This is a genomic window from Jannaschia sp. Os4 (assembly GCF_016820245.1).
In the GTDB taxonomy this organism is placed as follows: Bacteria; Pseudomonadota; Alphaproteobacteria; order Rhodobacterales; family Rhodobacteraceae; genus Jannaschia.
The window spans coordinates 145,696-170,672 of the sequence record NZ_JAFCAR010000001.1; the positions used below are offsets into that span (position 1 = coordinate 145,696).

The 24,977-nt window shown below is 74.7% G+C and carries 26 protein-coding genes; 18 read left to right on the forward strand and 8 right to left on the reverse strand.

Translation table 11 applies throughout. From position 1 onward, the window contains the following. Positions 1–235: 235 nt before the first annotated feature. Positions 236–598: a preprotein translocase subunit SecG gene (gene secG / locus JQC91_RS00735; RefSeq protein WP_203284863.1), complete on the reverse strand. Its 363-nt coding sequence runs from the start codon at positions 596–598 to the stop codon at positions 236–238. 148 nt (positions 599–746) lie between these two features. On the opposite strand from secG, the gene JQC91_RS00740 reads away from it, so the two are divergent. Further along, positions 747–2,042 carry an adenylosuccinate synthase gene (locus JQC91_RS00740; RefSeq protein ID WP_203284864.1) on the forward strand — a complete coding sequence of 432 codons (1,296 nt, stop codon included), beginning with the start codon at positions 747–749 and terminating at the stop codon, positions 2,040–2,042. Positions 2,043–2,126: 84 nt separating this feature from the next. Continuing rightward, a complete protein-coding gene (locus JQC91_RS00745) occupies positions 2,127–2,354 on the forward strand; it encodes a DUF2842 domain-containing protein (protein WP_203284865.1) in 228 nt (75 codons plus the stop codon). Positions 2,355–2,624: 270 nt separating this feature from the next. On the opposite strand, the gene JQC91_RS00750 is transcribed toward JQC91_RS00745, so the two are convergent. Further along, a complete protein-coding gene (locus JQC91_RS00750; protein WP_203284866.1) occupies positions 2,625–4,943 on the reverse strand; it encodes a hypothetical protein in 2,319 nt (772 codons plus the stop codon). Between the two features lie 109 nt (positions 4,944–5,052). Here JQC91_RS00750 and JQC91_RS00755 point away from each other — a divergent pair, with 109 nt between their 5' ends. The 7 genes from JQC91_RS00755 to JQC91_RS00785 all read left to right on the forward strand — a co-directional run bounded on the left by JQC91_RS00755 (position 5,053) and on the right by JQC91_RS00785 (position 13,478). Next, on the forward strand, positions 5,053–5,760 hold the full coding sequence (locus JQC91_RS00755; RefSeq protein WP_203284867.1) for a thiamine diphosphokinase: 708 nt from the start codon (positions 5,053–5,055) through the stop codon (positions 5,758–5,760). Between the two features lie 30 nt (positions 5,761–5,790). Continuing rightward, on the forward strand, positions 5,791–6,573 hold the full coding sequence (gene rpiA, locus JQC91_RS00760) for a ribose-5-phosphate isomerase RpiA (protein WP_203284868.1): 783 nt from the start codon (positions 5,791–5,793) through the stop codon (positions 6,571–6,573). A 114-nt stretch (positions 6,574–6,687) separates the two neighbouring features. Beyond that, complete coding sequence (gene gorA / locus JQC91_RS00765) at positions 6,688–8,046, forward strand: glutathione-disulfide reductase (protein ID WP_203284869.1); 1,359 nt, start codon at positions 6,688–6,690, stop codon at positions 8,044–8,046. A 114-nt stretch (positions 8,047–8,160) separates the two neighbouring features. Then, on the forward strand, positions 8,161–9,345 hold the full coding sequence (gene hflK, locus JQC91_RS00770) for an FtsH protease activity modulator HflK (RefSeq protein WP_203284870.1): 1,185 nt from the start codon (positions 8,161–8,163) through the stop codon (positions 9,343–9,345). After that, entirely contained in the window at positions 9,345–10,406 is a 1,062-nt protein-coding gene (locus JQC91_RS00775; protein ID WP_203284871.1) for a protease modulator HflC, read from the forward strand. Before hflK ends, JQC91_RS00775 begins: the two co-directional genes overlap by 1 nt. Before the next feature lie 124 nt (positions 10,407–10,530). Further along, positions 10,531–11,799 (forward strand): GAF domain-containing protein, encoded by a 1,269-nt coding sequence (locus JQC91_RS00780; RefSeq protein ID WP_203284872.1) that lies wholly within the window; start codon positions 10,531–10,533, stop codon positions 11,797–11,799. A gap of 212 nt (positions 11,800–12,011) precedes the next feature. After that, positions 12,012–13,478: a Do family serine endopeptidase gene (locus JQC91_RS00785; protein ID WP_203285482.1), complete on the forward strand. Its 1,467-nt coding sequence runs from the start codon at positions 12,012–12,014 to the stop codon at positions 13,476–13,478. 174 nt (positions 13,479–13,652) lie between these two features. On the opposite strand, the gene JQC91_RS00790 is transcribed toward JQC91_RS00785, so the two are convergent. Together JQC91_RS00790 and JQC91_RS00795 are read right to left on the reverse strand one after the other, a co-directional pair. Next, a complete protein-coding gene (locus JQC91_RS00790) occupies positions 13,653–14,399 on the reverse strand; it encodes a heparan-alpha-glucosaminide N-acetyltransferase (RefSeq protein WP_343069878.1) in 747 nt (248 codons plus the stop codon). Then, positions 14,396–14,893 carry a peptidoglycan-binding domain-containing protein gene (locus JQC91_RS00795; protein WP_203284873.1) on the reverse strand — a complete coding sequence of 166 codons (498 nt, stop codon included), beginning with the start codon at positions 14,891–14,893 and terminating at the stop codon, positions 14,396–14,398. The genes JQC91_RS00790 and JQC91_RS00795 overlap by 4 nt, the downstream gene beginning before the upstream one ends. 112 nt (positions 14,894–15,005) lie before the next feature. Here JQC91_RS00795 and JQC91_RS00800 point away from each other — a divergent pair, with 112 nt between their 5' ends. Genes JQC91_RS00800 through JQC91_RS00820 form a run of 5 tightly spaced genes read left to right on the forward strand, consistent with a single transcriptional unit; the run spans position 15,006 to position 17,966 of the window. Continuing rightward, on the forward strand, positions 15,006–15,329 hold the full coding sequence (locus tag JQC91_RS00800) for a 2Fe-2S iron-sulfur cluster-binding protein (protein ID WP_203284874.1): 324 nt from the start codon (positions 15,006–15,008) through the stop codon (positions 15,327–15,329). Beyond that, positions 15,326–16,036, forward strand: coding sequence for a VCBS repeat-containing protein (locus tag JQC91_RS00805; protein WP_238941235.1), 711 nt, complete (start codon positions 15,326–15,328; stop codon positions 16,034–16,036). The genes JQC91_RS00800 and JQC91_RS00805 overlap by 4 nt, the downstream gene beginning before the upstream one ends. A gap of 52 nt (positions 16,037–16,088) precedes the next feature. Next, a complete protein-coding gene (locus JQC91_RS00810) occupies positions 16,089–17,171 on the forward strand; it encodes an alkane 1-monooxygenase (protein WP_203284875.1) in 1,083 nt (360 codons plus the stop codon). After that, positions 17,168–17,566: a hypothetical protein gene (locus JQC91_RS00815; protein WP_203284876.1), complete on the forward strand. Its 399-nt coding sequence runs from the start codon at positions 17,168–17,170 to the stop codon at positions 17,564–17,566. Before JQC91_RS00810 ends, JQC91_RS00815 begins: the two co-directional genes overlap by 4 nt. Next, the gene (locus JQC91_RS00820; RefSeq protein WP_203284877.1) at positions 17,559–17,966 is read left to right on the forward strand and encodes a DUF1810 domain-containing protein; all 408 of its coding nucleotides are present in this window, start codon (positions 17,559–17,561) and stop codon (positions 17,964–17,966) included. The genes JQC91_RS00815 and JQC91_RS00820 overlap by 8 nt, the downstream gene beginning before the upstream one ends. Here JQC91_RS00820 and xseA read toward each other — a convergent pair. After that, positions 17,963–19,621, reverse strand: coding sequence for an exodeoxyribonuclease VII large subunit (gene xseA, locus JQC91_RS00825; protein ID WP_203284878.1), 1,659 nt, complete (start codon positions 19,619–19,621; stop codon positions 17,963–17,965). The genes JQC91_RS00820 and xseA overlap by 4 nt on opposite strands. 167 nt (positions 19,622–19,788) lie before the next feature. On the opposite strand from xseA, the gene purD reads away from it, so the two are divergent. Continuing rightward, positions 19,789–21,054 carry a phosphoribosylamine--glycine ligase gene (purD, locus tag JQC91_RS00830; protein ID WP_203284879.1) on the forward strand — a complete coding sequence of 422 codons (1,266 nt, stop codon included), beginning with the start codon at positions 19,789–19,791 and terminating at the stop codon, positions 21,052–21,054. 42 nt (positions 21,055–21,096) lie between these two features. Here the strand turns inward: purD and JQC91_RS00835 are convergent, their stop codons facing one another. The 3 genes from JQC91_RS00835 to JQC91_RS00845 are packed head-to-tail and all read right to left on the reverse strand — an operon-like array spanning position 21,097 to position 22,095. After that, positions 21,097–21,420, reverse strand: coding sequence for a DnaJ family domain-containing protein (locus JQC91_RS00835; RefSeq protein ID WP_203284880.1), 324 nt, complete (start codon positions 21,418–21,420; stop codon positions 21,097–21,099). Continuing rightward, complete coding sequence (locus tag JQC91_RS00840; protein ID WP_203284881.1) at positions 21,417–21,845, reverse strand: NADAR family protein; 429 nt, start codon at positions 21,843–21,845, stop codon at positions 21,417–21,419. Before JQC91_RS00840 ends, JQC91_RS00835 begins: the two co-directional genes overlap by 4 nt. A gap of 10 nt (positions 21,846–21,855) precedes the next feature. Then, positions 21,856–22,095, reverse strand: a complete 240-nt coding sequence (locus JQC91_RS00845) for an accessory factor UbiK family protein (protein ID WP_203284882.1) — start codon at positions 22,093–22,095, stop codon at positions 21,856–21,858. 104 nt (positions 22,096–22,199) lie between these two features. Here JQC91_RS00845 and lgt point away from each other — a divergent pair, with 104 nt between their 5' ends. Genes lgt through pgeF form a run of 3 tightly spaced genes read left to right on the forward strand, consistent with a single transcriptional unit; the run spans position 22,200 to position 24,885 of the window. Further along, positions 22,200–23,105 (forward strand): prolipoprotein diacylglyceryl transferase, encoded by a 906-nt coding sequence (gene lgt, locus JQC91_RS00850; protein WP_203284883.1) that lies wholly within the window; start codon positions 22,200–22,202, stop codon positions 23,103–23,105. Further along, on the forward strand, positions 23,102–24,121 hold the full coding sequence (locus JQC91_RS00855) for an SAM-dependent methyltransferase (RefSeq protein ID WP_203284884.1): 1,020 nt from the start codon (positions 23,102–23,104) through the stop codon (positions 24,119–24,121). Before lgt ends, JQC91_RS00855 begins: the two co-directional genes overlap by 4 nt. After that, entirely contained in the window at positions 24,118–24,885 is a 768-nt protein-coding gene (gene pgeF / locus JQC91_RS00860; RefSeq protein ID WP_203284885.1) for a peptidoglycan editing factor PgeF, read from the forward strand. The genes JQC91_RS00855 and pgeF overlap by 4 nt, the downstream gene beginning before the upstream one ends. Positions 24,886–24,977 lie beyond the last annotated feature (92 nt).

Consider the following 24,977-nt stretch of genomic DNA (forward strand, 5'->3'; position numbering starts at 1 on the left):
ACGGGAGTCCATCTTAGGGCCCCGCCGGGGGGTGCCGCAAGGGACGGGCCGCAAGATGTGGCGGTTGCGTCGCGTCAGCCCGCGACGGGTGGGGGCTCGGGCGTCAGGTCCGCGACGTCATCCTCGGGCCCGGCCCGAGGACCTCCTGTCCCCGCGATCGTAGGGTGGGCGAAAGCCCACGCGGTCCGCCGATCGGGACCGTCACGACGCGTGGGCCCTCGCCCACCCTACGCCGTCACTCCGACGGGGTCGGCGGCACCAGCGGCCCGTCGCCCGCCGAGGGCGGCAGCAGCGAGTCCCCCGACGGCACCGGCGGCAGCAGCGCGTCGCCGCCCGCCTCGCCCTCGGGCACCAAGTCCACCACCGACGATCCGGCCCCGTCCGCTGCCGCCACGATGGTCAGCGTGATGGACGTCGCGATGAACGCGATCGCCAGCGCCCACGTCACCTTCGTCATCGGGTTCGCCGCCGGTCGGCCCGTGGCCGCGCCGCCCCCGCCGCCGATTCCGAGGCCGCCGCCCTCGGACCGCTGGAGCAGCACGATGCCGATCAGGCAGACCGCGAGGATCAGGTGGACGACGAGGATCACGTTTTCCATGGGGGCCTTCCGGTCATGGGGCGCGGCCTACCTAGAGACCGCCCCCGACCCCCGCAAGGGCGCGCGGGCCATGCGTGGCCCATCCGCACCTTTCCCCCCGCGCCCCGGCCCGATAAGGCCGCCCCCGGACTCGCGAGAGGGAAGCGGCATGGCGAACGTGGCGGTGATCGGCGCCCAGTGGGGCGACGAGGGCAAGGGCAAGATCGTGGACTGGCTGTCGGCCCGCGCCGACGTGGTCGCGCGCTTCCAAGGCGGCCACAACGCGGGCCACACGCTGGTCATCGACGGCACCGTCTACAAGCTGCACGCCCTGCCCTCGGGTGTGGTGCGTCCCGGCACCCGCTCGGTCATCGGCAACGGCGTGGTGCTGGACCCGTGGCACCTCGTGCAGGAGATCGCGACCCTGCGCGGCCAAGGCGTCGAGATCACGCCCGAGACGCTGACCGTGGCCGAGAACGCCGTCCTCATCCTGCCGCTCCACGGCGAGCTGGACCGCGCGCGCGAGGCCGCCGCCAACCCCGGCACCAAGATCGGCACGACGGGCCGCGGCATCGGCCCCGCCTACGAGGACAAGGTCGGGCGCCGCGCGGTGCGCGTGGCCGACCTCGCCGATCCCGCCACGCTGGAGGCGCGCGTCGACCGCGCCCTCACCCACCACGACGCGCTGCGCCGCGGGCTGGGGATGGAGCCGGTGGACCGCGCCGCGCTGCTCGACGCGCTGAACGGGATCGCCGCCGAGATCCTGCCCTTCGCCGGCCCCGTCTGGAAGGAACTCCGTGACGCCCGCCGCGCGGGCAAGCGCATCCTCTTCGAGGGCGCGCAGGGCGCGCTGCTCGACGTCGACTTCGGCACCTACCCCTTCGTCACGTCGTCCAACGTGATCGCCGGACAGGCCGCCACCGGCACCGGCATGGGGCCGGGCGCGGTGGGCTTCGTGCTGGGCATCGTGAAGGCCTACACCACCCGCGTGGGCGAGGGCCCCTTCCCGACCGAGCTGCACGACGCCGACGGCGAGCGCCTCGGGGTGCAGGGTCACGAGTTCGGCACCACCACGGGGCGCAAGCGCCGCTGCGGCTGGTTCGACGCGGTGCTCGTGCGCCAGACCTGCGCCACCTCGGGCGTCACCGGCATCGCGCTGACCAAGCTCGACGTGCTCGACGGGTTCGAGACGATCCGCATCTGCACGGGCTACGAGCTGGACGGCGAGACCCTCGACCACCTGCCCATCGCCGCCGAGGCGCAGGCCCGCTGCGAGCCCATCTACGAGGAGATGCCCGGCTGGTCCGACTCGACCGCCGGCGCCCGCTCGTGGGCCGACCTGCCCGGCGAGGCGGTCAAGTACGTCCGCCGCATCGAGGAGCTGATCGACTGCCCGGTCTCGATGCTCTCCACCTCGCCCGAGCGCGACGACACGATCCTCGTGACGGACCCCTTCGCGGGCTGATCCGCGCGGCCGGCGGCCCGCGCGGGGCGCGCGCATGTCGCAGGGGGGTTGGGCCGCGGGCCGAACCCGCCTACCTCCCCCGGCATGGCGCTCTCCTACAAGACCCGCAAACGGCTCTCCTTCCTGATCCTGCTCGTCGGGCTCCCGGTCTACGTGCTCGTGGCCGTCGCCGTCGTGAACCTGTTCGACCGGCCGCCGATCTGGCTGGAACTGGCCGTCTACGTCGCGCTCGGCATCGCGTGGGCGCTGCCGTTCAAGGCGGTGTTCAAGGGCATCGGGCGCGCGGACCCCGACGCGCCGCCGGAGGAGTAGCCCGCCCCGCGCGGCCCGCCGCCGCGTCGCGGACGGGCATTCGGACGGAGGCGAGGGCCGTCCGGCGGCCCGCCACGGCCGCCCCGCCCTAGCGCCGTCCCGCGCGAAAGGGGCGCGCCACCGGGATGGCGCGCCCTTCCGGGTCATCGGGACCTGTCCGAAAAGGGGCGGAGGACCGGGGTGCGATCCCCCGCCGAAGTGTCGGAACGAGCGTCCAGATGGACCTCGGGGCCCCGCCCGCGCCGGGGCGCGGACGGGGCGATGCTCGGCTCAGCCGGCCATGCGCTCCGCGTCCTCCACGTAGCGGGAGTCCTCGGCGGCGGCGAACACGCCCCGCCCGACCTTGCGGATGCGCCCGTCGCGGAGGAGCTGCCCGAAGGAGCGCAGCCCGTCCTCGCGCGAGAAGTCGTCATGCGCCTCCGACGCGATGTGCAGCAGGCGCGGCCGCGAGAAGGTGTCCTGCTTCATCACGCTCGACGCGTAGACCGCGGCGGCTTCCAGCACCTCGGACAGCCCGCGGGCGCCCACCTCCTCGGCGAAGGTCTCGAAGTCGGGGGCGTCGGCGGCACGCTGCGGCGCGGCATCGGCCTCCGCCTCCGGCGCGACCTCGGCGAGCGCGCGGCGGACGCGGCGGGGGGCGGCGGGGGCCTTCGGCTCCGGCGCGGGGGCGGGCTCGACGGCCTCGACCGGCGCGGGGGCGGCCTTCGGCTCGGACCGCATCGGCAGGGCGCCGACGAAGGCCCGGCGGGGCGAGGGGCGGCGGGGCGCCTCGGCGTCGGCCTCGGGTGCCGCATCGGCCTCCGCGGCAGGCTCGAAGGCCACCACGTCGGCGGCGGGCGCCTCGGCCTCGGCGGTCGCGGCCACGTCGTCGGCCCGGTCCTCGGACGCGTCCGCGGCCTCCGCCTCGTCCTCCGCGGGATCCACCCGCTGCTCGGAGGCGAGTACGAGCGGCGCGGCCTCGGCGGGACGGCGCGGGCGGCGGGCCCGGACGCTCTCGGCGAGATCCTCGCGGTAGGGCTCGGGATCCTCCGTGCCCGGCGAGGGCAGCGTGGCGTCGGCGCGGCGCGCGGCCACGGCGGCCTTGAGATGCGAGATGTTGGCGTGGCGGCGCGACGTCTCCTCGCCGGAGAACTGGTCGTCGGTCGCGTCGAAGAGGCGCGCGCTGTCCTCGTCGGCCTGCAGCTCCGACATCAGGCGGCGGCGCTCCGAGCGCGCCGCGCGGGCCTCGGCCTCGTCGGCGGCGGGCGCCTCGACGGCGGGCGCCGCGTCGCGGGACGCGGCCTCGGCGGCGCGGTGCGCCTCGTCGGCGCGCAGGAGGTCGGACAGCGCGGCGATCGTGTCGGCCACGCCGTCATCCTCGTCCTCCGCCCCGGCGGTCGCCCCGGGGGCCTCGACGGGCGCCTCGACGGGGGCCGCGTCGAGCGTCGCGGTCGGCGCGGCCGGGTCGGCGGCGGGCGCGGGGCCGGACGCGTCACGGGTCAGCTCCGCCTCGATGGCGGCGAGTTCGGCCATCAGGTCGTCCTCGTCCTGCGCGGGCAGGGTCGAGGCCGTGTCCGCCCCGGCGTCGTCGGCCTCGGCCAGCGCGGCCACCTCGGCGGCCTCCGGCGCGTCCTCGACGGGGGCCTCGACGGCCGGGGCGACCGCGGCGGCGGGCGGCGCCGTGCGCAGGCGGCGGACGCGGATGCTGGGCCGCGGGCGCGGCGCGGGCGCCTCGGCGGCCACCGGCGCCGCGGCGGGCGCCTCGGTCGGCTCCGGGCCGTCGATCGCGATGGCCGCGAGGTCCTGGGCGTCCTCGTCGGCATCGATCACGTCGGCGTCGGCGGCGGCGGCGTCGCGCAGCCGGGCGAGCCGGTCCTCCTCCGGCGCGTCATCCGCGTCGGGCTCGGCGAAGGCGGCGGCGATGTCCCCCGCGAGGCGATCCTCCGGGTCCGCGGATCCGTCCGCATCGGTGATCTCCTCCGCATCGCCGGCCCCGTCCGCATCGGCGGACGCATCGGCATCGGCGGGCGCGTCGGCATCGGCGGGCGCGTCGGCGCGCTCCGCGGCGATCTCCTCGGACGCCTCCCCAACCGGGGCCTCGGCAACCTCCTCCACCGGCTCGGCGGCGGGCGCGGCCTCCTCGTCGGCCTCCGCGCTCGCGTCGGAGGCGGCCTCCTCGACCTCGGCCTCGCGCGTCTCCGCCCCGGAGACCTCGGCCTCCGCCTCGGGCGCCGCGGCGGCGACCTCGTCCACGAGGGTGTCGGTCCCTGCGTCGCCCGCGGCGGGCGCCTCGGCCTCGACGGCCTCCTCGACGGCGGCGGCCCCGTCGATGGCGTCGGCGGCGTCGGCCGCGTCGGCCTGGCGCAGGGTCAGTTGCCCGCCCTCGGCCTCGACCGAGTCGACGGGGCCGCGCGCGTTCGTCTCGGCGATGCGGCGGAGCATGGCGATGTCGGGCTGCGGCGGCTCCGCGCCGAAGTAGCGGTCCCGCTCGGACAGGTCGCGGAAGTACTCGCTGATCTCCCGCATGGTGGAGAACGGGTCGTCGAAGCCCTCCAGCGTGCAGGAGAACGTGCCGTAGCTGACGGTGAGGATCGTGTTCTTCGGACCCATTTTCTGCCCCTCCGTAGGGATTCGTTGACCAAACTTCCCGGACAACAGACAACGCGATTCCATCCACACCGTGCCCGCATCGGGACCATTCCGGGAAGGCGAGGGCGGAATGCTGCCAGATTCCGAACCCGCATCCCAGCATTCGGCCCGCGCCGCCGACGGGTCGGCGGTGACGCTGCTCGGCGCCGGTCCTTCTGACCCGAAGGTTCTTTCCATCGCCTTAACCCGCGCGCCCCGCCTCGTGGCGGTGGACGGGGGCGCGGACGTGGCGCGGGCGCGGCGGCTGCGCCCGGAGCGGGTGGTGGGCGATCTCGACTCGATCTCGGCGGCCGCGCGCGCGGCCTTCGCGGACCGGATGGAGCACGTGGCCGAGCAGGACACCACCGACCTCCAGAAGGCGCTGCGGACCACCGGGGCGCGGGTGCTGCTGGGGGTGGGCTTCCTCGGGGGGCGGTTCGACCACGCCCTCGCCGCGCTGTCCGCCCTCGCGGGCGAGGCGCGTCCGGTCGTGCTCCTGTCGGCGGAGGACTGCGTCTGCCTCGCCCCCCCTGCCCTGTCGCTGGAGGTCCCGCCCGGGACGCGCGTCTCGCTCTGGCCCCTGGGCCCGGCGGCGGGGACGTCCGAGGGGCTGCGCTGGCCGCTGGACGGGCTGACGCTGCGGCCCGAGGGGCCGGTGGGGACGTCGAACGCGGCGACCGGCCCCGTGCGCCTGCGGCTGGAGGGCGGGCCGGTCGCGCTGCTCCTGCCGCTGGAGGCGCTGGACGCGCTTCTGGCCGGGCTCGGCCATCCGCTTCCCCTCGGCCCGGCGCGGGGCTAGGAGGCCGCCGACCCCGCCGGGAGAGCCGCCATGTCCAGCCCGTCCAAGCCCAACCCCATCGACCGCGCCAAGTACGTCGCCGCGCTGCAGGCGGTGGAGCACGTGGAGGACGGGATGCGCGTCGGCCTCGGGACCGGCTCGACGGCGGCGTGGATGGTGCGCGCGCTGGGCGATCTCGTGCGCGACGGCCTGAAGGTGGTCGGCGTCCCGACCTCCGCGCGGACCGCCGCGCTGGCCGAGGCGGCGGGCATCCCCTTGGCGACGCTGGACGACGCGCGCTGGCTCGACCTGACGATCGACGGGGCGGACGAGTTCGACGACCGGCTCGACCTCGTGAAGGGCGGGGGCGGCGCGCTCCTGCGCGAGAAGATCGTGGCGACGGCGTCCGACAAGCTCGTGATCGTCGCGGACGCCTCCAAGCGGGTCGAGACGCTGGGCGCCTTCCCCCTGCCCGTCGAGGTGGTCCCCTTCGGCTGGCGCACGACCGAGGCGCTCATCGACGAGTTCCTCGTCGGCATGGACGTGGACCGCCGCGACATCGCCCTGCGGCAGGGCCGCGACGGGCCGTTCGAGACCGAGCAGGGGAACCTGATCCTCGACCTGCATCTCGGGCGGATCGGGGCCCCGAAGCAGCTGGCCCTCGCGCTCAACCAGATCCCCGGCGTGGTGGAGACGGGGCTGTTCCTCGACCTCGCGGACGTGGTCGTCGCCGGCTCGGCGGACGGGACGGTGGAGATCCGCGACATCGCCACCGGGGGGGTCCGGCGCGCGCGCGTGGACGACGGGGACGGCGGGAACCTCTTCGCCGACTAGGCCCGCGCGCGGGGGCCGCCCGTCCCCGGCCGCGCGGGGCGCCATCTTGCCGCACCCGCACGGGACGGGCTACGCGCGTTGGACGCGACCCGACCCCGGACAGGAGCTAACGGCATGGCCTTCGACTACGACCTCTTCGTCATCGGGGGCGGCTCCGGCGGGGTGCGCGCCGCGCGGCTGACCGCGCAGGACGGGCACAAGGTGGCCTTGGCCGAGGAGAGCCGCATGGGCGGCACCTGCGTGATCCGCGGCTGCGTGCCCAAGAAGCTCATGGTCTACGCCTCCGAGTACAAGGAGAGCGCGGAGCTGGCGCAGAGCTACGGCTGGGACTTCGACCTCGGGCCGTTCGACTGGCCGAAGTTCCAGCAGCACCTCGAGTCGGAGCTCGGGCGGCTCGAGAACGCCTACGAGACCAACGCCGAGAAGGCGGGGGTCACGATCTACAAGTCGCGCGCCGTGCTGAAGGACGCGCACACGATCGAGCTGGCCGACGGGCAGACCTTCACGTCCAAGCACATCCTCGTCGCGGTGGGCGGGCACCCGAACGTGCCGGGGCTGGAGAACGCCGACCTCGGCATGGTCTCGGACGACGTGTTCACGATGAGGGAGATGCCCAAGAAGCTGATGATCGTGGGCGGCGGCTACATCGGCTGCGAGTTCGCGGGCATCTTCAACGGCCTAGGCACCGAGGTGTCGATGTTCATCCGCAAGGCGCAGATCCTGCGCGGCTTCGACGACGAGGCGCGGGGCCACGTGGCGGACTGCATGAAGATGCGCGGCGTGACGATCCACACCGGCTGCTCCCCCACGGAGATGGAGAAGCGGAACGGGCGCATCTGGGTGAAGGGCTCGTCGGGCCACGAGGAGGAGTTCGACGCGGTGCTCTGGGCCACGGGGCGCAACCCCTCGACCAAGGGGCTCGGGCTGGAGGAGGTGGGCGTCAGGCTCGACCGCGGCGGCGCCATCGAGGTGGACGACCACTTCCAGACCGCCGTGCCCTCGATCTACGCGCTGGGCGACTGCATCGGGCGGGTCGAGCTGACCCCCGTCGCGATCCGCGAGGCGGTGGCCTTCCACAAGACCGTGTTCGGCGGCGAGCCCACCAAGATGGACTACGACCTGATCCCCTCCGCCACCTTCACCCAGCCCGAGATGGGCACGGTGGGCATGACCGAGGAGCAGGCCGAGGAGCGCGGCCCCACCCTCGTCTACGCGACCGCGTTCCGGCCCATGCAGATGGCCTTCGCCGGCGGCGAGGAGCGGGTGCTCTTCAAGATGCTCGTCGACAAGGAGACCCGGAAGGTGCTGGGCGTCACCATCGTCGGGCCGCACGCCGCCGAGATGATCCAGATGGCCGCCGTGGCGGTGAAGATGGGCGCCACCAAGGAGGACTTCGACGCCACCGTCGCCCTGCACCCGACGATGGCCGAGGAGATGGTGACCATGAAGGAGCCGGTGCGGACGCTCGACTGAGCCCCGCCGCGACGCTTCGACCTCGGCCTCGGGGGCGGGTTCGCCTTGAAGTCGAGGGCCTTTGGCAACATCTGTGCCAGGGACCAATCAACGAATGACACCGAAGGACGGCTGATGGCTGGAAACGGCGGCCCCTGGGGGGGCGGTGGCGGATCGGGGTCCGGCGGCGGCGGCGGCGAGCCGCCCCGCGGACCGGGACGACCGAACGGGGGGCGCCCGCCGGGGCGCAGGCCCCAGCAGGGCAACATTCCCGAGATCGACGACCTGATGAAGAAGGGGCAGGAGCAGCTGCGCGTCCTCATGGGCGGGCGCGGCGGCGGGCGCCCCACGGGTCCGAACGGCGGGGGCGGCGGCGGCTTCGAACTGAACCGCGTGACCATCGGCATCGCGGCGCTGGTCGCCGTGGCGCTGTGGCTGTTCGCGTCCTTCTACACCGTCCGCCCGGAGGAGCGCTCGGTCGAGCTGTTCCTCGGCGAGTTCTCGGGCGTCGGCGATCCCGGCCTCAACTTCGCGCCGTGGCCCGTCGTCACCCGCGAGGTGATCCCGGTCACGACGGAGCGCACGGTCGCCATCGGCGTGAACCGCGGCGACCGCGGCGAGCAGGGCCTGATGCTGACCGGCGACGAGAACGTGGTCGACATCGACTTCGAGGTGGTCTGGAACGTCATCGACCCGGCCGAATTCCTGTTCAACCTGCGCGACCCGGACGCCACCATGCGCGCCGTGGCCGAGTCGGCCATGCGCGAGATCGTGGCCCAGTCGCAGCTGGCGCCGATCCTCAACCGGGACCGGGGCATCATCGCCGACCGGCTGGAGGAGCTGATCCAGTCGACGCTCGACAGCTACGACTCGGGCATCAACATCGTCCGCGTGAACTTCGACCGCGCCGACCCGCCCCGCGAGGTGATCGACGCCTTCCGCGAGGTGCAGGCCGCCGAGCAGCAGCGCGACCGCCTGCAGTCCGAGGCCGACGCCTACGCCAACCGCGTCCTCGCGGGCGCCCGAGGCGAGGCGGCCCAGGTGCTGGAGGAGGCCGAGGCCTACCGCGCCCAGGTCGTCAACGAGGCGCAGGGTGAGGCGAGCCGCTTCACCGCCGTGCTGGGCGAGTACGCGCAGGCCCCCGAGGTCACGCGCCGCCGCCTCTACCTCGAGACCATGGAGCAGGTGCTGGGCGACGTGAACATGATCATCCTCGACGGCGACGCCGTCGGCGGCGGCACGGGCGGCGGCCAAGGGGTGGTCCCGTACCTCCCGCTCGACCAGCTGCAGCGCAACCGCGCCACGGAAGGGACCAACTGATGAAGCGTTCCGTCTGGCTCTTGCCGATCCTCGCCCTCGTGCTGATCGGCCTGTTCTCCTCGCTCTACGTCGTCGACGAGCGGCAGAAGGCGCTCGTCCTCCAGTTCGGCCGCGTGGTCGACGTCAAGGAGGAGCCGGGCCTCGCGGTGAAGCTGCCGCTGGTCCAGAACGTCGTCTACTACGACGACCGGATCCTGTCGCGCGACGTCGAGGCCATCGAGGTCACGCCGTCGGACGACCGGCGCCTCGTGGTGGACGCCTTCGCACGCTACCGCATCGTCGACGTGGTCCAGTTCCGGAACGCCGTCGGCGCCGGGGGCGTGCAGGCCGCCGACCAGCGGCTCGACCGCATCCTGACCGCCGAGATGCGGGAGGTGCTGGGCTCGGTCTCGTCCAACGACATCCTGTCGGAGGACCGCGCCGCGCTGATGAACCGCATCGCGGGCGGGGCGCGCGACGAGGCGGCGAGCCTCGGGCTGCAGATCATCGACGTGCGCCTCAAGCGCACCGACCTGCCGCCGCAGAACCTCGACGCGACCTTCGCCCGGATGCGGGCCGAGCGGGAGCGCGAGGCCGCCGACGAGATCGCGCGCGGCGAGGAGGCCGCGCAGCGCATCCGGGCGCAGGCCGACCGGACCGTGGTGGAGCTGACCTCCGAGGCGCGGCGCGAGGGCGAGATCGCCCGAGGCGAGGCCGACGCCAACCGCAACGCCATCTTCGCGGAGGCGTTCACGGCGGACCCGGAGTTCTTCGAGTTCTACCGCTCGCTGACGGCCTACCAGCGGGCCCTCCGGGGGGACAACTCGACCCTCGTGCTGTCGCCGGACTCGGAGTTCTTCGACTATCTCCGGAACGACGGCTCGGACGCGCGGGCGGGCGCGGCGCCGACCCTGCCGGCGGCGTCCGCCGCCGGGACGCGGGACGACGCCGCCGCCGCGCCGGAGGCCCCGTCCGCCCCCGAGGCGTCGGAGACCGAAGTGCTCGAGGCCGAGGCGCCGGAGACCGAGGCCCCGGACCCGGAGGCCACCACCACGACGGTCCCGATCGTCACCGGGAACTGAGGGCTGCGGCCCCCACCGTCACGGCCCCGGCGTCCCGCGCCGGGGCCGTTTTGCGTCCGGCCCGCGCGGAACGTCGAATCCGTCCTTTCCGGAACGGGCGGCGCGCGGGGGACGTTGCCCTCCCATGACCCGCGCCGCGTCCGCCATCCCGCCCCGCACCAAGGGCGCGCCGCCCCTGGAGGGGGCGCAGGTCGAGGCCGTGCGCGGCGGCGACGCGCCGCTGCCGACGGACGCGGAGGAGCTGGCCTACCGCCTCCGCCAGCAGCAGGTTCTCTCGACCTTCGCGCTCGAGGCGCTGCGCGCCGGCACGCTCGACGAGCTCTACCGCGCCGCCGTGGCGCGCGTGGCCGAGGGGCTGGACGTCTCGCTGGCCAAGTACCTCCGCCACCGGGCGGAGGAGGGCGACCTCGTGCTCGAGGCGGGCGTCGGCTGGCACGCGGGCGTGGTGGGCGCGACCGTGATGGCCTGCGACGAGGGCAGCCCCGCGGGCTACGCCTACCGGACCGAGCGTCCCGTGCTGTCGAACCATCTCGACGCCGAGGACCGGTTCCGCACGCCCGCGCTGCTGCTCGACCACGGCGTCACCCGCGCGCTGAACGTCCCGGTCGTCGACGGGAGCACGCCCTACGGCGTCCTCGAGGCGGACGCGCGCGATCCGGGACGCTTCACCGAGGCCGACCTCGGCTTCCTCCAAGGCCTGGCCAACGTGCTGTCCACCGGCATCGCCCGCCTCGGCGAGCGCGCGGCGGCCGAGGCGGCCCGCGAGCGCGAGACCTTGCTCGCCGCCGAGCTGCGGCACCGCATCCGCAACCTCCTCACCCTCGCCCGCTCCACCGTGCGCCTCTCGGTGCAGGAGGCCGCGGAGACCGGCGCCAATCCCGGCGACCTGATCGCGGGCCGGATCGACGCGCTCTCGGCCGCGACGGAGACCGGGCTGCCCGTGCCCGGCTCCCCGATCTGCGCGGGCGACTTCGGCGAGCCGGTCGATCCCGTCGCGCTGACGCTGCGGATCCTCGCGCCCTACGCGGCCGCGACGGCCCGCGGCGAGGAGGCCCTGCCCCGGCTCGACCGCGGCGAGGCGACGCCCTTGGCGCTGCTGCTGCACGAGCTCGCGACCAACGCGCTCAAGCACGGCGCGCTGTCCCGGCCCGGCGGCCGGGTTGAGGCCGTGTGGTCCTCGACGCCCCAGGTGCTGCGGCTCGACTGGGCCGAGACCGGCGGCCCCCTGCCCGCCAGCGGCGACGAGGGGGTCAGCGGGCACGGCTTCGGCCAGACCATGGTCGATCGCGCCGCGCGCTCGCTCGGCGCATGGGTGCGCCGCGACTGGGGGCCGGAGGGCCTCGTCCTGCGGCTGGAGCTGCCGCGCCCGCCCGCCACGACGGGCACCACCTGACCCCCGCCCTTCCCGTCGGCGGGAATCGGCCCTACCTTCTGCGCCGAGGCGCGTCTCACACCCATGTGAACCCCCCCTCCGTTGTCTGCGCCGCACCTGCGGCGGATATGCAACGCGTGCGGACGGACACGGATGGGGCCTCGGGGCGACCGGGGGTCGAACCATCGGGCGGGCCGCGCAGGGAACCGAGGAGGGGACACCCCGTGAGACAGATGATCGCCGTGCCGACCCAGACCTGGCGCGCCGCGTGGACCGCGCTGGCCGCGCTCGCGCTGCTGCTGGTGCAGGCCGGGTCGGCCGCCGCGCAGCGCGCGCCCGACACCTTCGCCGACCTCGTCGACCAAGTGGCCGACGCCGTCGTCAACATCACCACCAGCCAGTCCGTGACCGCCGCCGGGCGCGGCCCGAACCAAGGCTCGCCGCTCGAGGACTTCTTCGAGGAGTTCCGCCGCCGCGGCCCCGATGGCGGGCCGGAGCGTCCGGACCGCCGCCGCGGCAGCGCGCTCGGCTCGGGCTTCGTCATCTCGGACGACGGCTACATCGTCACCAACAACCACGTCATCGAGTCCGCCGACGAGATCCTGATCGAGTTCTACGACGGCAAGGAGCTCGAGGCCGAGGTCATCGGCACCGACCCCAACACCGACATCGCGGTGCTCAAGGTCGAGTTCGACGGCGAGCTGGCCCACGTGCCGTTCGGCGACTCGGACGCCATGCGCACCGGCGACTGGGTCATGGCGATGGGCAACCCGCTCGGCCAAGGCTTCTCGGTCTCGGCGGGCATCGTCTCGGCGCGCGAGCGCGAGCTCTCGGGCGCCTACGACGACTACATCCAGACCGACGCGGCCATCAACCGCGGCAACTCCGGCGGCCCGCTGTTCAACATGGACGGCGAGGTGATCGGCGTGAACACGGCGATCCTGTCGCCCAACGGCGGCTCCATCGGCCTCGGCTTCGCGATGTCGTCCAACGTCGTCACCCGCGTCGTCGATCAGCTGCAGGAGTTCGGCGAGACCCGGCGCGGCTGGCTCGGCGTCCGCATCCAGGACGTCGATCCGGAACTCGCCGAGGCGCTCGGGCTGGAGGAGGCGCGCGGCGCGCTCGTGACCGACGTGCCGGACGGCCCGGCGCTCGAGGCCGGCATCGAGGCGCGGGACGTGATCCTGACCTTCGACGGCACCGAGATCGAGGACACCCGGCAACTGGTCCGCACCGTGGGCAACTCGCCCGTGGACGTGGCCGTGGACGTCGAGGTGTTCCGCGACGGCGCGGTGCAGACCTTGGCCGTGACGCTCGGCCGCCGCGAGGACGCGGAGCGCGCGGTCCCGGCCTCGGTCACCACCGAGGAGCCCGGCGAGGCCCAGATGATGGGCCTCACCGTCTCGACGCTGACGGACGAGCTGCGCGAGCAGCTCGGCCTCGACGCCGACGCCGAGGGGCTGGTCGTGTCGGACATCGACCCGGACTCGGACGCCTACGCCAAGGGGCTGCGGGCGGGCGACCTGATCGAGGAGGCGGGGCAGGTCCGCGTCTCGACGATCGGCGAGCTGGAGACCCGGATCGAGGAGGCGCGCGAGGCGGGGCAGAAGTCCTTCCTCCTGCTGATCCGCCGGGGCGCCGACCCGCGCTTCGTGGCGCTCGCGCTGGACGACGCGGAGATGGAGGGCGTCTCCGAGTGAGGCCAGGACATCCCGGAAGGCGGACGGGCACCCCTCGGGGTGCCCGTCCTCGTTCGGGAGGAGGGATCGCCCCGCCGGGGCCGGGCGGGGCGCCCGGCGGGACGGTGCGCCGTCCGCTGGTGGCACCGGCGTCGCGCGCGGGCCCAGCCCTGCCCGCGAAAGGTTAACGGAAGGTTAGCGCCCGCCGGACAGCCAGACGAACGCCGTCAGCCCGCCGAGCAGGACCGGCTGATGGATCAGGTAGACGAGCAGCGAGTGCCGTCCGGGCCACGCGAGGACGCGCACGAGCCGCGTCTCCGGCGTCAGCCGGCCCAGCGCGGGCCATGCGCGGTCGAGCGCCTTCGCCCCCGCGAGGCCGAGCAGCAGCGGCCCGGCCCACGGCAGGATCGGCTCGTAGTCCATCATCCGCGGCACCAGCGCCTGGGGCATCAGGCCGGTGACGAGGCCCGCCGCGCCGTCGAGCGGGACCGCGTCGCGCAGCGGCTCCCGCAGCGCGAGCGCCGCCGCCCCGAGGCCGCCCGTCACCGCCCAAGGCAGCCGCAGGCACGCGAGGCCGATCACGCTGCACGCCGCGATGGAATGGAGGATGCCGAACCGCACCCAGTCGTCCGGCATCGCCGCGTAGGTCGCGCCCGAGACCAAGGCCGCCGCCGCGACGAGCTGCCCGAGCCGCCACAGGACGCCCCTCCAACGGATGCCCCGCGCATGCGCGAGCCAGAGCGAGAGGCCCGCGAGCAGCAGGAACGAGCCCGCGATCCCCTTGGCCCACGGGAGGTACCACGCCCCCCATCCCTGCGGCCGCAGGCCCAGCAGCCACAGGTCGAACATGAAGTGGAAGGCGATCATGTTCGCCAAGGCCAGCGTCCGCGCGAGGTCGACCGCGGCCACGCGGCCCGGCCCGGCGCCCTGCGCCGCGGTCACGCCGCGCCGCGCCCCACGGCGAGCAGCCCCAGCTCGACCGCCGCGCGGTTCGAGATGATGCCGCTGTCGATGCCCAAGGGCGCTTGGAACGCCTGCACGGCGTCGGCGGTGGCCGCGTCGTAGACCCCGTCCACCGCGCCGCCGTACAGGCCCCGCGCGGCCAAGGCCCGCTGGACCGAGGCGACGAAGGCCGCGTCGCCCCGCGCCGCGCAGGGCGTCTCGAACCACGACAGGCGGCGGGGCGAGACCTCGCGCGTGACGACCTCCTCGCGGAACACGGCGAGCTGGGTGACGACGCCGTCCGCGTCGCGCACCTCCGGCGAGACGACCTCCTGCACGGTGACGGTCTCGAACACCGCGCCCTCGACCAGCCGGGAGTAGCACGCGTCGGGGCGCGCGTCGGCCGGCCCCTCGCCCACGAGCACCTCGTCGCGGGTCACGTCCCCCGCGACGCAGCCCGCCACCAGCGGGGCGATGATCCAGATGGCGCGCATGGGGTCCCCCGTCCGTCGGGCGCGACCCTAGACCGCCGCCGCGCGGACGAAAACGTGTTTGCGGGCGGGGAGGGCGGGCGCTACCTCTTCCGCCGATCCACCGGAGGGCCTGATGCCGAAGATCACCTATATCGAGCATGGCGGCAAAGAGCATGTCGTCGACGTCCCGGTCGGGCTGACCGTGATGGAGGGCGCGCGCGACAACGACGTGCCGGGCATCGAGGCCGATTGCGGCGGCGCCTGCGCCTGCTCGACCTGCCACGTCTACGTGGACCCGGCCTGGGTCGAGAAGCTGCCCGCCAAGGACCCGATGGAGGAGGACATGCTCGACTTCGCCTACGAGCCCGACCCCGCCCGGTCCCGCCTGACCTGCCAGCTCAAGGTCACCGACGCGCTGGACGGCCTCGTGGTGCAGATGCCGGAGAAGCAGATTTGATCCGCTGGGCGGCGGCGGTGGCCCTGCTCGCCGCGCCCGCCGCCGCCGAGATCGTCTCCGCCCGCTACGCCGAGCCGACGGCGCGCTACGCGCATCTCGTGCTGGGCCGCGACCACAACTTCGCCGCCTTGGAGGTCGCCCTCGCCGACGGCACGCGGCGGGCGCTGCGCCACCCCGAGATGGTCTTCGAGGACACCGCGCCCCGCGTGGCCGAGGTCGACGGCCGCCCCGGCCCGGAGGTCGTCGTCGTCGAGAGCGACCCCCGCCGGGGCGCGCGGGTCGCCGTCTACGGGCTGCGGGACGGGGCGCTCGCCCGGATCGGGGCGACGCCGTTCGTCGGCCGGGCGAACCGCTGGTATGCGGTGGCGGACGTCTCCGACCTCGACGGGGACGGCGCGGTCGAGGTGTCCTTCGTCGACCGCCCGCACCTCGCCAAGACCTTGCGGACGTGGCGCTGGACGGGCGGCGGGCTGGCCGAGGTGGCGGCCCTGCCCGGCGTCACGAACCACCGCATCGGCGACCCGGGCATCCCCGGCGGGCGGCGCGACTGCGGCGCCGGGCCGGAGATCGTCCTCGCCGACGCCGACTGGTCGGGCCTCGTGGCGGTGCGGCTGAGCGGCGACCGCCTGACGGCGCGGCCCCTCGGCGGGCCGGCCACGGCCGCGAATTTCGATAACGCCTTGGGGTGCAACGCAGTGTCGCCATGACGCGGCCCGATTCGCGGTGTATCTGCCCGCCACGGACAGGGGGGATGCGACGATGAAGGACGGTCTGACGCCATACGTGCTGGCTCTCGGGCTCTCGGTGGGCCTCTTGGCCGCCGGCGTGCTGGCCGAGGGGCCGTGGCGCTGGGCGTCGTGGCTCTGGATGGCGTGGGTCGTGGCCGCGCTCGACCACTTCATGCAGCGTCCCGGCGCGCAGCCGACGGGCCGCGTCGCGCGCTACCTGCCCGCCGCGCTGGGCCTGCTGCACTTCCCGCTGCTGGCCGGCGCGGTGTGGTCCATCGCCCAAGGCGGCTGGTGGCTCACGGTCGCGGTGTTCGTGCTCGCCTCCGGCCTGTTCTTCGGCCAGATCATGAACTCCACCGCCCACGAGCTGATCCACGCCCGCACCCGCTGGGAGCGCGCGATCGGACGCTGGATCTACGTGACCCTGCTCTACGGCCACCAGACGACGGCCCATCCGCTGATCCACCACGTCCACGCCGCGACCCCGCTCGACACGAACACGTCGCGCTACGACGAATCGTGGTGGCGGTTCTCGATCCGCGCGTGGCGCGACAGCTTCCGCCGCGGCCTCGCGCTCGAGAAGCGGCGCCGGGTCCAGCGCGGCGACGCCCCGTGGTCCGTCCGCAACCCCTACTGGCAGTACATCCTCGGCCCCTTCGCCTGCATGGCGCTGGCCTACGGCACCCTTGGCCCGGCGGGCCTCGCGGCCTACCTCGCGGTCGGATCGATGGCCTCGCTGCTCCTGCTGATGACGGACTACGTGCTGCACTACGGCCTCCGCCGCCGCCGCCGCGGCGACCGCTGGGAGCCGGTGGGGCCGAAGCACTCGTGGAACGCCCCGCACGAGATCAGCGGCCTGCTGACCCTGCAGGGCGCGCGGCACTCCGACCACCACGCGAACCCCCAGCGCCCCTACAACGAGCTCGAGCTCGATGCCGGATCCATGCCGATGCTGCCCTACGCGCTGCCCGTGATGGTGACGCTGGCCTTCTGGCCGTGGTATTGGCGACGCATGATGAACCCCCGCGTCCACGCCGTCCAAGGCCGCCACCGGGACGAGGACGTCTCCGTGCCCCCGCGCTTCACGGACGCGGTGGACGGGGTGGCGGCGTGATCCGCGCGGGCCTCGCGCTCGCCCTCTGCGCGGCGCCCGCATGGGCCGAGCGCCCCGTCTCCCCCGCCGAGTTCGAGCAGATGGTCACCGGCCGCACGCTCCATTTCGACCGATACGGCGCCCCCTTCGGCTCCGAGCAGTACTTCGACGACAAGCGCGTCATCTGGGCCTTCGAGGACGGCCAGTGCCAGCGCGGCATCTGGTTCGAGAACGCGGGCGGCGACATCTGCTTCGTCTACGACGGCGATCCGACGCCGCAATGCTGGTCGTTCCTCGAGATGCCCGGCGGCGCGTTCCACGCGCGCGCGAACGGGGCCGAGCCGGCGGACGACCTCGTGACCCGCGAGACCGTGGACGAGGACCTCGACTGCCCCCTGCCCGACCTCGGTGTCTGACCTCGCCCGCTTCCACGCCGCCCAGGAGGGCGCGTGGGAGACCGCGCTCGCGGAACTGGAGGCCGGGCGCAAGCGCACCCACTGGATGTGGTTCGTGTTCCCGCAACTGCGCGGGCTGGGCCGCTCGGACATGGCATGGCGCTACGGGATCGACGGCGCGGACGAGGCGCGCGCCTACCTCGCCGACCCGGTCCTGCGCGACCGTCTGGCGCGCGGGGCGACTGCGCTGCTGCGCCATGCGGATGGCGACCTCGACGCGATCCTCGGCACCGTCGACGCGCTCAAGCTGCGCTCGTCCATGACCCTGTTCGAGACGGTGGACCCCGACGGCCCGTGGGGCGCGGTGCTCGCCGCCTTCGGCGGCGCCCGCTGTTCCCATACGCAGGACCGCTTGGCCTAGAGCAGCGACCCCTGCTCCGGCGGCGCGTCCTTCGGCCTCGCCGACCGCTTGGCGCCGCCCCCGGCGGGCACCTCCCCGTCCGCGAACTGCAAGGTCAGCGCGCCCGCCGCGCGCGCCGCCTCGGCCGTCGTCACGACCGCCCGGCCCGACCGCACCACGGCGAAGCCCCGCTCCAAGGTCCGCTGGAAGCCCAGCGATTCCCGCAGCCGGTCCGCCGCCTCCAGCCGCGCCCGCAGCGCGCGGGTCTCGGACCCCGCCACCGCGACCAAGCGACGGACCCGCCCCTCAAGCCGCTCGCGGTCGCGCGCGCCCTGCCGCGCCAGCGCCGCGGGGGTCAGCCGGGCCGCCGCCGCGTCCAGCCGCCGCCGCTCGACGCGCCCCGCCAGCCGCGCCGCGCGCGCCAGCCCCGCCGTCCCGTCCCGCAACCTCGATCGCGCCCCCGACAGCGCCAAGCGCGCTGGCGGCAGCGCGGCGCGGTCCAGCCGCCGCCGCCCCTCGGCCACGCCCGCGCGGCGCCCCTCCTCCAGCTTGGCCGACAGCCCGTCCAGCCGCGCCCGCTGCCCCGCGACCCGCGCGCGCAGCGCGCCGGGCGCCACCGCCGCCGACAGCCGCTCGACCCGCAGCCGCGCCGCGCCCACGCGCCCGCGCAGCGCCGGGCCGAGGCTGCGCCCCGCCCCGTCCAGCCGCCGCCGCGGCCCCTCGACCAAGGCCGCCCCGCGCGGCAGCCCGCGCGACAGGTCGGCCAGCCGCTGCCCCCGCCCCGCGACGCCCCCCGCCGCCGAGCGCCACGCCCGGCCCATCAGCCCGCGCACCCGCTCCACCAGCTCCGTGCGCACCGGCACCGCCATCTCGGCCGCCGCCGTGGGCGTCGGCGCGCGCATGTCGGCGGCGTGGTCGATCAGCGTCGTGTCCGTCTCGTGCCCCACGGCCGAGATCAGCGGGATGGTGCATTCGGCGGCGGCGCGCACCGGCGCCTCCTCGTTGAAGCCCCAGAGATCCTCGATCGACCCACCGCCGCGCGCGACGATGATCAGGTCCGGCCGCAGGGCCCCCTCCGCCGCGTCGAAGCCCCGGATCGCCGCCGCCACCTCCGGCGCGCAGGCCTTGCCCTGCACCGCCACGGGCCAGATCAGCACCCTACGCGGGAAGCGGTCGCGCAGCCGGTGCAGGATGTCGCGGATCACCGCGCCCTGCAGCGAGGTCACCACGCCGATGGTCCCGGGCAGGTAGGGCAGCGGCTGCTTGCGGTCCGCCTCGAACAGCCCCTCGGCGGCCAGCTTGGTGCGGCGCTTCTCCAGCATCGCCATCAGCGCGCCCTGCCCCGCGAGCGAGACGTCGTCGACGGTCAGTTGATACTTCGACTGCGACCCGAAGGTCGTCAGCTTGCCGGAGGCCACGACCTCCATCCCCTCCTCGGGCACGATGGACAGCCCCGCGATCTGCCCCTTCCAGCAGACGCTCGCCAGCACGGCGCGGTCGTCCTTCACGTCGAAGTAGAGGTGCCCCGACCGCGCCCGGAACACGCGCCCCACCTCCCCGCGCACGCGCACGCGCCCGAACTCGGCCTCCAAGGTCCGCTTCACGGCGCCGGAAATCTCGGAGACCGAGAACTCGGGCTCGTTCCGCCCCGGCACGTCGTCGTCGATCAGGTCCATGTCCCCGACCTAGCCCCGCCGCCCGGCCCCCTCAATCCGCGTCCCCCTCATCTTGGCGGAAATACCTCGGGGTCCGGGGCAGAGCCCCGGCGCCCTCCGCGCGCGCCCCGGTTGCCGCCTCCCGCGCCACCCAATAAGCCCCGACCCGCAACGGGAGGGGACGCGCCATGAACATCCTGATCCTCGGCGGCGGGGGCCGCGAGCACGCGCTCGCGTGGGCCTGCCTGCAGAACCCCAAATGCGACCGCCTGATCGTGGCGCCCGGCAACGCGGGCATCGCCCGCACCTGCGAGGTGGCGACGCTCGACGCCGAGGACGGCGCCGCCGTGGCTGCCTTCGCGGACGAGGAGAGCATCGACCTCGTGATCGTCGGCCCCGAGGCGCCCTTGGCGGCCGGCGTGGCCGACGCGCTGGCCGACGCGGGCGTGGCGACCTTGGGCCCCTCGGCGGCGGCGGCCCGGCTGGAGGCGTCGAAGGCCTTCACCAAGGAACTGTGCGACGAGGTCGGCGCGCCCACCGCCGCGTGGGCGCGGTTCGACGCGCTGGCCCCCGCCCTCGACCATCTGGCGCAGGTCGGCGCCCCGATCGTCGTCAAGGCCGATGGCCTCGCGGCGGGCAAGGGCGTGACGGTCTGCGAGACGGCCGAGGCGGCCGAGGCCGCGCTGCGCGACGCGCTCGGCGGGGCCTTCGGCGACGCGGGCGCCGAGGTCGTGCTGGAGGAGATGCTCACGGGCGAGGAGGCCAGCTTCTTCTGCCTCGTGGACGGCACCGACATCCTGCCCTTGGGCACCGCGCAGGACCACAAGCGCATCGGCGAGGGCGACACCGGCCCCAACACCGGCGGCATGGGCGCCTACTCCCCCGCCCCGGTGATGACGCCGGAGGTCGAGCGCCGCGCGCTGGACGAGATCGTGCGCCCCTGCATGGCGGGCATGGCCGCGCGCGGCACGCCCTTCCGCGGCGTCCTCTTCGTCGGGCTGATGATCGAGGACGGCGCGCCGAAGCTGATCGAGTTCAACGCCCGCTTCGGCGACCCCGAGTGCCAGTGCCTGATGATGCGGCTCGGGGGGCAGGCGCTCGACCTGATGCAGGCCTGCGCCGAGGGGCGGCTGTCGGACGCCCGCGTCCGCTGGGCCGACGACCATGCGATGTGCGTCGTGATGGCCGCCGCGGGCTATCCGGGCGCCTACGCCAAGGGCACGCCGCTGGGCCGCCTCGACCTGCCGTCCGACAGCCGCCGCATGGCGTTCCACGCGGGCACCGCGCGGGACGGGGACGGGTTCGTGACGGCAGGGGGCCGGGTGCTGGGGATGACGGCGCGGGGCGACACGCTGCGCGCGGCGCGGGACGCGGCCTACGAGATGGTGGATGCGGTGGACTGGCCGGATGCCGCGGTGCGGCGAGACATCGGCTGGCGGGCGTACAAAATGTGAATTCCGGGCCGGATGGTCCGTACGAAACGTACGATCCACGCGCTATCGCAGCCGCACCCGCGCCTCGCGGGCCATGTTCCGCCGCATGTCCAGCTCGGCCAGCCGCAGCTGCAGCCGCCGCTTCTCCTCGCCCTCGGCCACCCGGACCTGCCGCCACAGCTCCGAGACCTCGCGCGTCAGCGTGACCTCCTCGGGCACCGCCCCGGCCTTGGCCATCATCTTGTAGCCCGCCGCGTCCACCGGATCGACGAACGGGTCCACCTGCTGCGCGGGCAGAGGTTTCCCTTCTCCCGCAAGCCCTTCCAGCCCGCCCTCGTCGGCGCGCCGCTGGAGCATCCGCTCCGCCATCCGCCCGAGGAAGCTCATCGCAGGGCCTCCCGCGTCTCCATCAGCAGACGACCCAGCCAGTTCAGCCCCGACCCGTCCGGCCCCCCGCCCCAGAAGAGATCCTGCGTGCTCTCCACGATCTCCTCGTCGCCCGTCCCCAGCAGGACCGCGCGCGGCCCGTCATGGATTGCGAACTTGGCGCGCACCAAACCGCGCATCACCTCGACCCGGACCTCGTCCCAGTCGCCCCGGATCGGCACCGCGCGGCTCAGGCCCAGCGCCTTGGCGTCCTTGGGCCGATGCGCCGCGAGGATACGCTCGCGGTGGGCGGGGTCGTCGAACTTGGCGGCTTGGAACGCATGCTCCACGGTGCGCCACCACGCGCCGTCCATCTCCACGCCGAAGGGCGCGAAGTTGGACAGCTCCGCGTAGGCGTCGGTCTGCGCGTGGAACCAGACGGTCATCGCCGACCGATCAGCCCTTGGACATCTCGTCCAGCCGCGCCTTCAGCGCCTCGTTCTCCTCGCGGGCCTTCTGGGCCATCGCGCGGACGGCATCGAACTCCTCGCGGGTGACGAAGTCGCGGTCGGCCATCCAGCGGTCCAGCATCGACTTGAACGCCGTCTCCGCCTCGGCCCGCGCGCCTTGGGCTACGCCCATCGCGTTGGTCATCAGCTGCGCCATGTCGTCCATGAAGCGGTTGCGGGTCTGCATGGTCGTCCTCCGGGTCGGTCGCCCTTCATATGGGGCCGCCCCGCGGCGGTGCCAAGCGCGGGGCCAACCTTGACGCCGCCCCGCCGCCGGGCGACCCCCCGCCCATGCGCGCCGCCATCCCCTTCCCCGACATCGACCCCGTCGCCTTCACCCTGTCGCTGGGGGAGTTCGCGTTCTCGCTGCACTGGTACGCGCTGGCCTACATCGCCGCGCTGCTGATCGGCTGGCGCATCGCGGTGGCGCTGCAGAAGCGCCCCGCCCTCTGGGCGCACGGCCAGCCCCCCATGACGCCGCCACAGGTCGAGGACGTCATGACGTGGATCACCTTGGGCGTGATCCTCGGCGGGCGCCTCGGCTACGTCCTGTTCTACCAGCCCGCCTACTACCTCCAGAACCCGCTCGAGATCCCCGCCGTCTGGCAGGGGGGCATGTCCTTCCACGGCGGGATGCTGGGCGTGGCGCTGGCGGTGGTCGTCTGGGCGAGGCGCGCGCGCGTGCCGCTCCTGTCGGTGGCCGACACCGCCGCCGTGGCCACCCCGATCGGCATCGGGCTGGGCCGCCTCGCCAACTTCGTGAACGCCGAGCTCTGGGGCCGCCCGACCGACGCGCCGTGGGGCATGATCTTCCCCGGCGCGGCCGCGCAGGACTGCCCCGGCGGCCCGCTGGTCGAGGGGGGCCTCTGCGCCCGCCACCCGTCGCAGCTCTACGAGGCGGGGCTGGAGGGCGTCCTTCTCCTCGCGATCCTCCTGCTCCTCGTGACGCGCGGCGGCCTCAAGCGCCCCGGCCTCGCCACCGGCGTCTTCCTCGCGGGCTACGGGCTGGCGCGGATGGCCGTCGAGCTCTTCCGCGAGGCCGACGCGCAGTACATCGCGCCCGACAACCCGCTGGGCCACGTCGTCCGCCTCGGCGACCTCGGCCTGTCGATGGGGCAGCTCCTCTCGCTCCCGATGGTCGTCGCGGGCATCGCCCTCGCGGCATGGTCGCTCCGCCGACGGCCCGCCCCGGCATGAGCCTCGCGGACGTCCTCGCCGCCCGCATCCGCGCGGACGGCCCCATGACCGTGGCCGAGTGGATGGCCGCCTGCCTGCTCCACCCCAGCATGGGCTACTACACCACGCGCGAGCCGTTCGGCGCGAAGGGCGACTTCGTCACCGCCCCCGAGATCAGCCAGATGTTCGGCGAACTCGCGGGCCTGTGCCTCGCGCAGGCATGGCTCGACCAAGGCCGCCCCCCCGCCGCCCTCGCCGAGGGCGGGCCGGGCCGCGGCACCCTCATGGCGGACCTCCTGCGCGCGACCAAGGGCGTCCCCGGCTTCCCCCGCGCGCCCCACCTGATCGAGGCCTCGCCCCGCCTGCGCGCCCTGCAGACCGAGGCGATCCCCGCCGCCACCCATCACGATACCGTCGAGGCCCTGCCCGACGGCCCCCTCCTCTTCGTCGCCAACGAGCTGCTCGACGCGCTGCCCATCCGGCAGGCCGTCCGCGACGGGGACGCGTGGCGCGAGCGGGTGGTGACGTGGGACGACGGCTTCGCCCTCGCCCTCGCACCGCCCGCGCCGATGCCCCATCTCGCCCACCACGACGTCCCGGACGGCACGCTGGTCGAGTGGTGCCCCGCCCTCCCCGCGTTGATCGAGGCGGTGGGCCGGCGCGTCGCGCGCGGCGGCGCGGCCCTGTTCGTCGACTACGGGCACTGGCGCGCGCGGGGCGACACGCTGCAGGCCCTCCGCAATGGGCGGCCGGCCGACCCGCTCGCCCATCCGGGCGAGGCCGACCTCACCGCCCATGTCGACTTCGAGGCCATCGCCCGCGCCGCGCCGCCGGGCACGGCGTCGACCGCGATGACGACCCAAGGCGAATGGCTCGAACGGCTCGGCATCACCGCGCGGGCCCAGACTCTCGCCGCGCGCGACGTGTCGGTCGCCGCCGCCCACCGCCGCTTGACCCACCCCGAGGAGATGGGCGACCTGTTCAAGGCGATCGCCCTCCATCCCGAGGGCACGGCCCCGCCGCCGGGATTCCCATGACCGACGTTCCGCTCGACATCATCCGCTCCGACCTGCTGTCCGCGCCCCACGGGTTCTTCGGGCGGCGCGGCGGCGCGTCCTCGGGCATCTTCGCGGGGCTGAACTGCGGCCTCGGCTCCTCGGACCAGAGGGACGCCGTCGCCGCCAACCGCGCCCGCGTCGCCGCCGCGATGGGGGTGGGGGCGGACGACCTGCGCGGGGTGCACCAGGTGCATTCGCGCGACGTGGTCGTGGTGGAGGGCCCCCTCCCCGAGCCGCGCCCGCAGGCCGACGCGATGGTGACCCGGACCCCGGGCGAGGTGCTCACCGTCCTCACCGCCGACTGCCAGCCGGTGCTGTTCGAGGACGCGGGGTCGGGCGTCGTCGGGGCCGCCCATGCGGGCTGGCGCGGGACGCAGCGCGGGGTGCTGGCGGCGACGGTGGACGCCATGGAGGCGCTCGGGGCGGCGCGCGCGCGCATCCGCGCCGCGATCGGCCCCTCCATCGGCCCCGACGCCTACGAGGTCGGCCCCGACCTGCGCGACGCGGTGCTCGACGCCGACCCGGAGGCCGACCGCTTCTTCCGTCCGGGCGCGGGGGACCGCTTCCAGTTCGACCTGCCCGGCTACGGCGTCGCCCACCTGCGCGGCTTGGGCCTCGAGGCGGCGTGGACCGGGCACTGCACCTACGCGGCCCCCGACCGCTTCTTCTCCTACCGGCGCACGACCCATGCGGGGGAGGCCGACTACGGGCGCCACATCGCGGCGATCCGCTGCCCCGGCTAGCTGCCCCGAAATGGCCCCGGACGCGGTCCGATCCCGCCCTTGGCCGGTCCGCGCCGCGCCCCACGGCGCGGACAAACAGGTCTCCAACGACA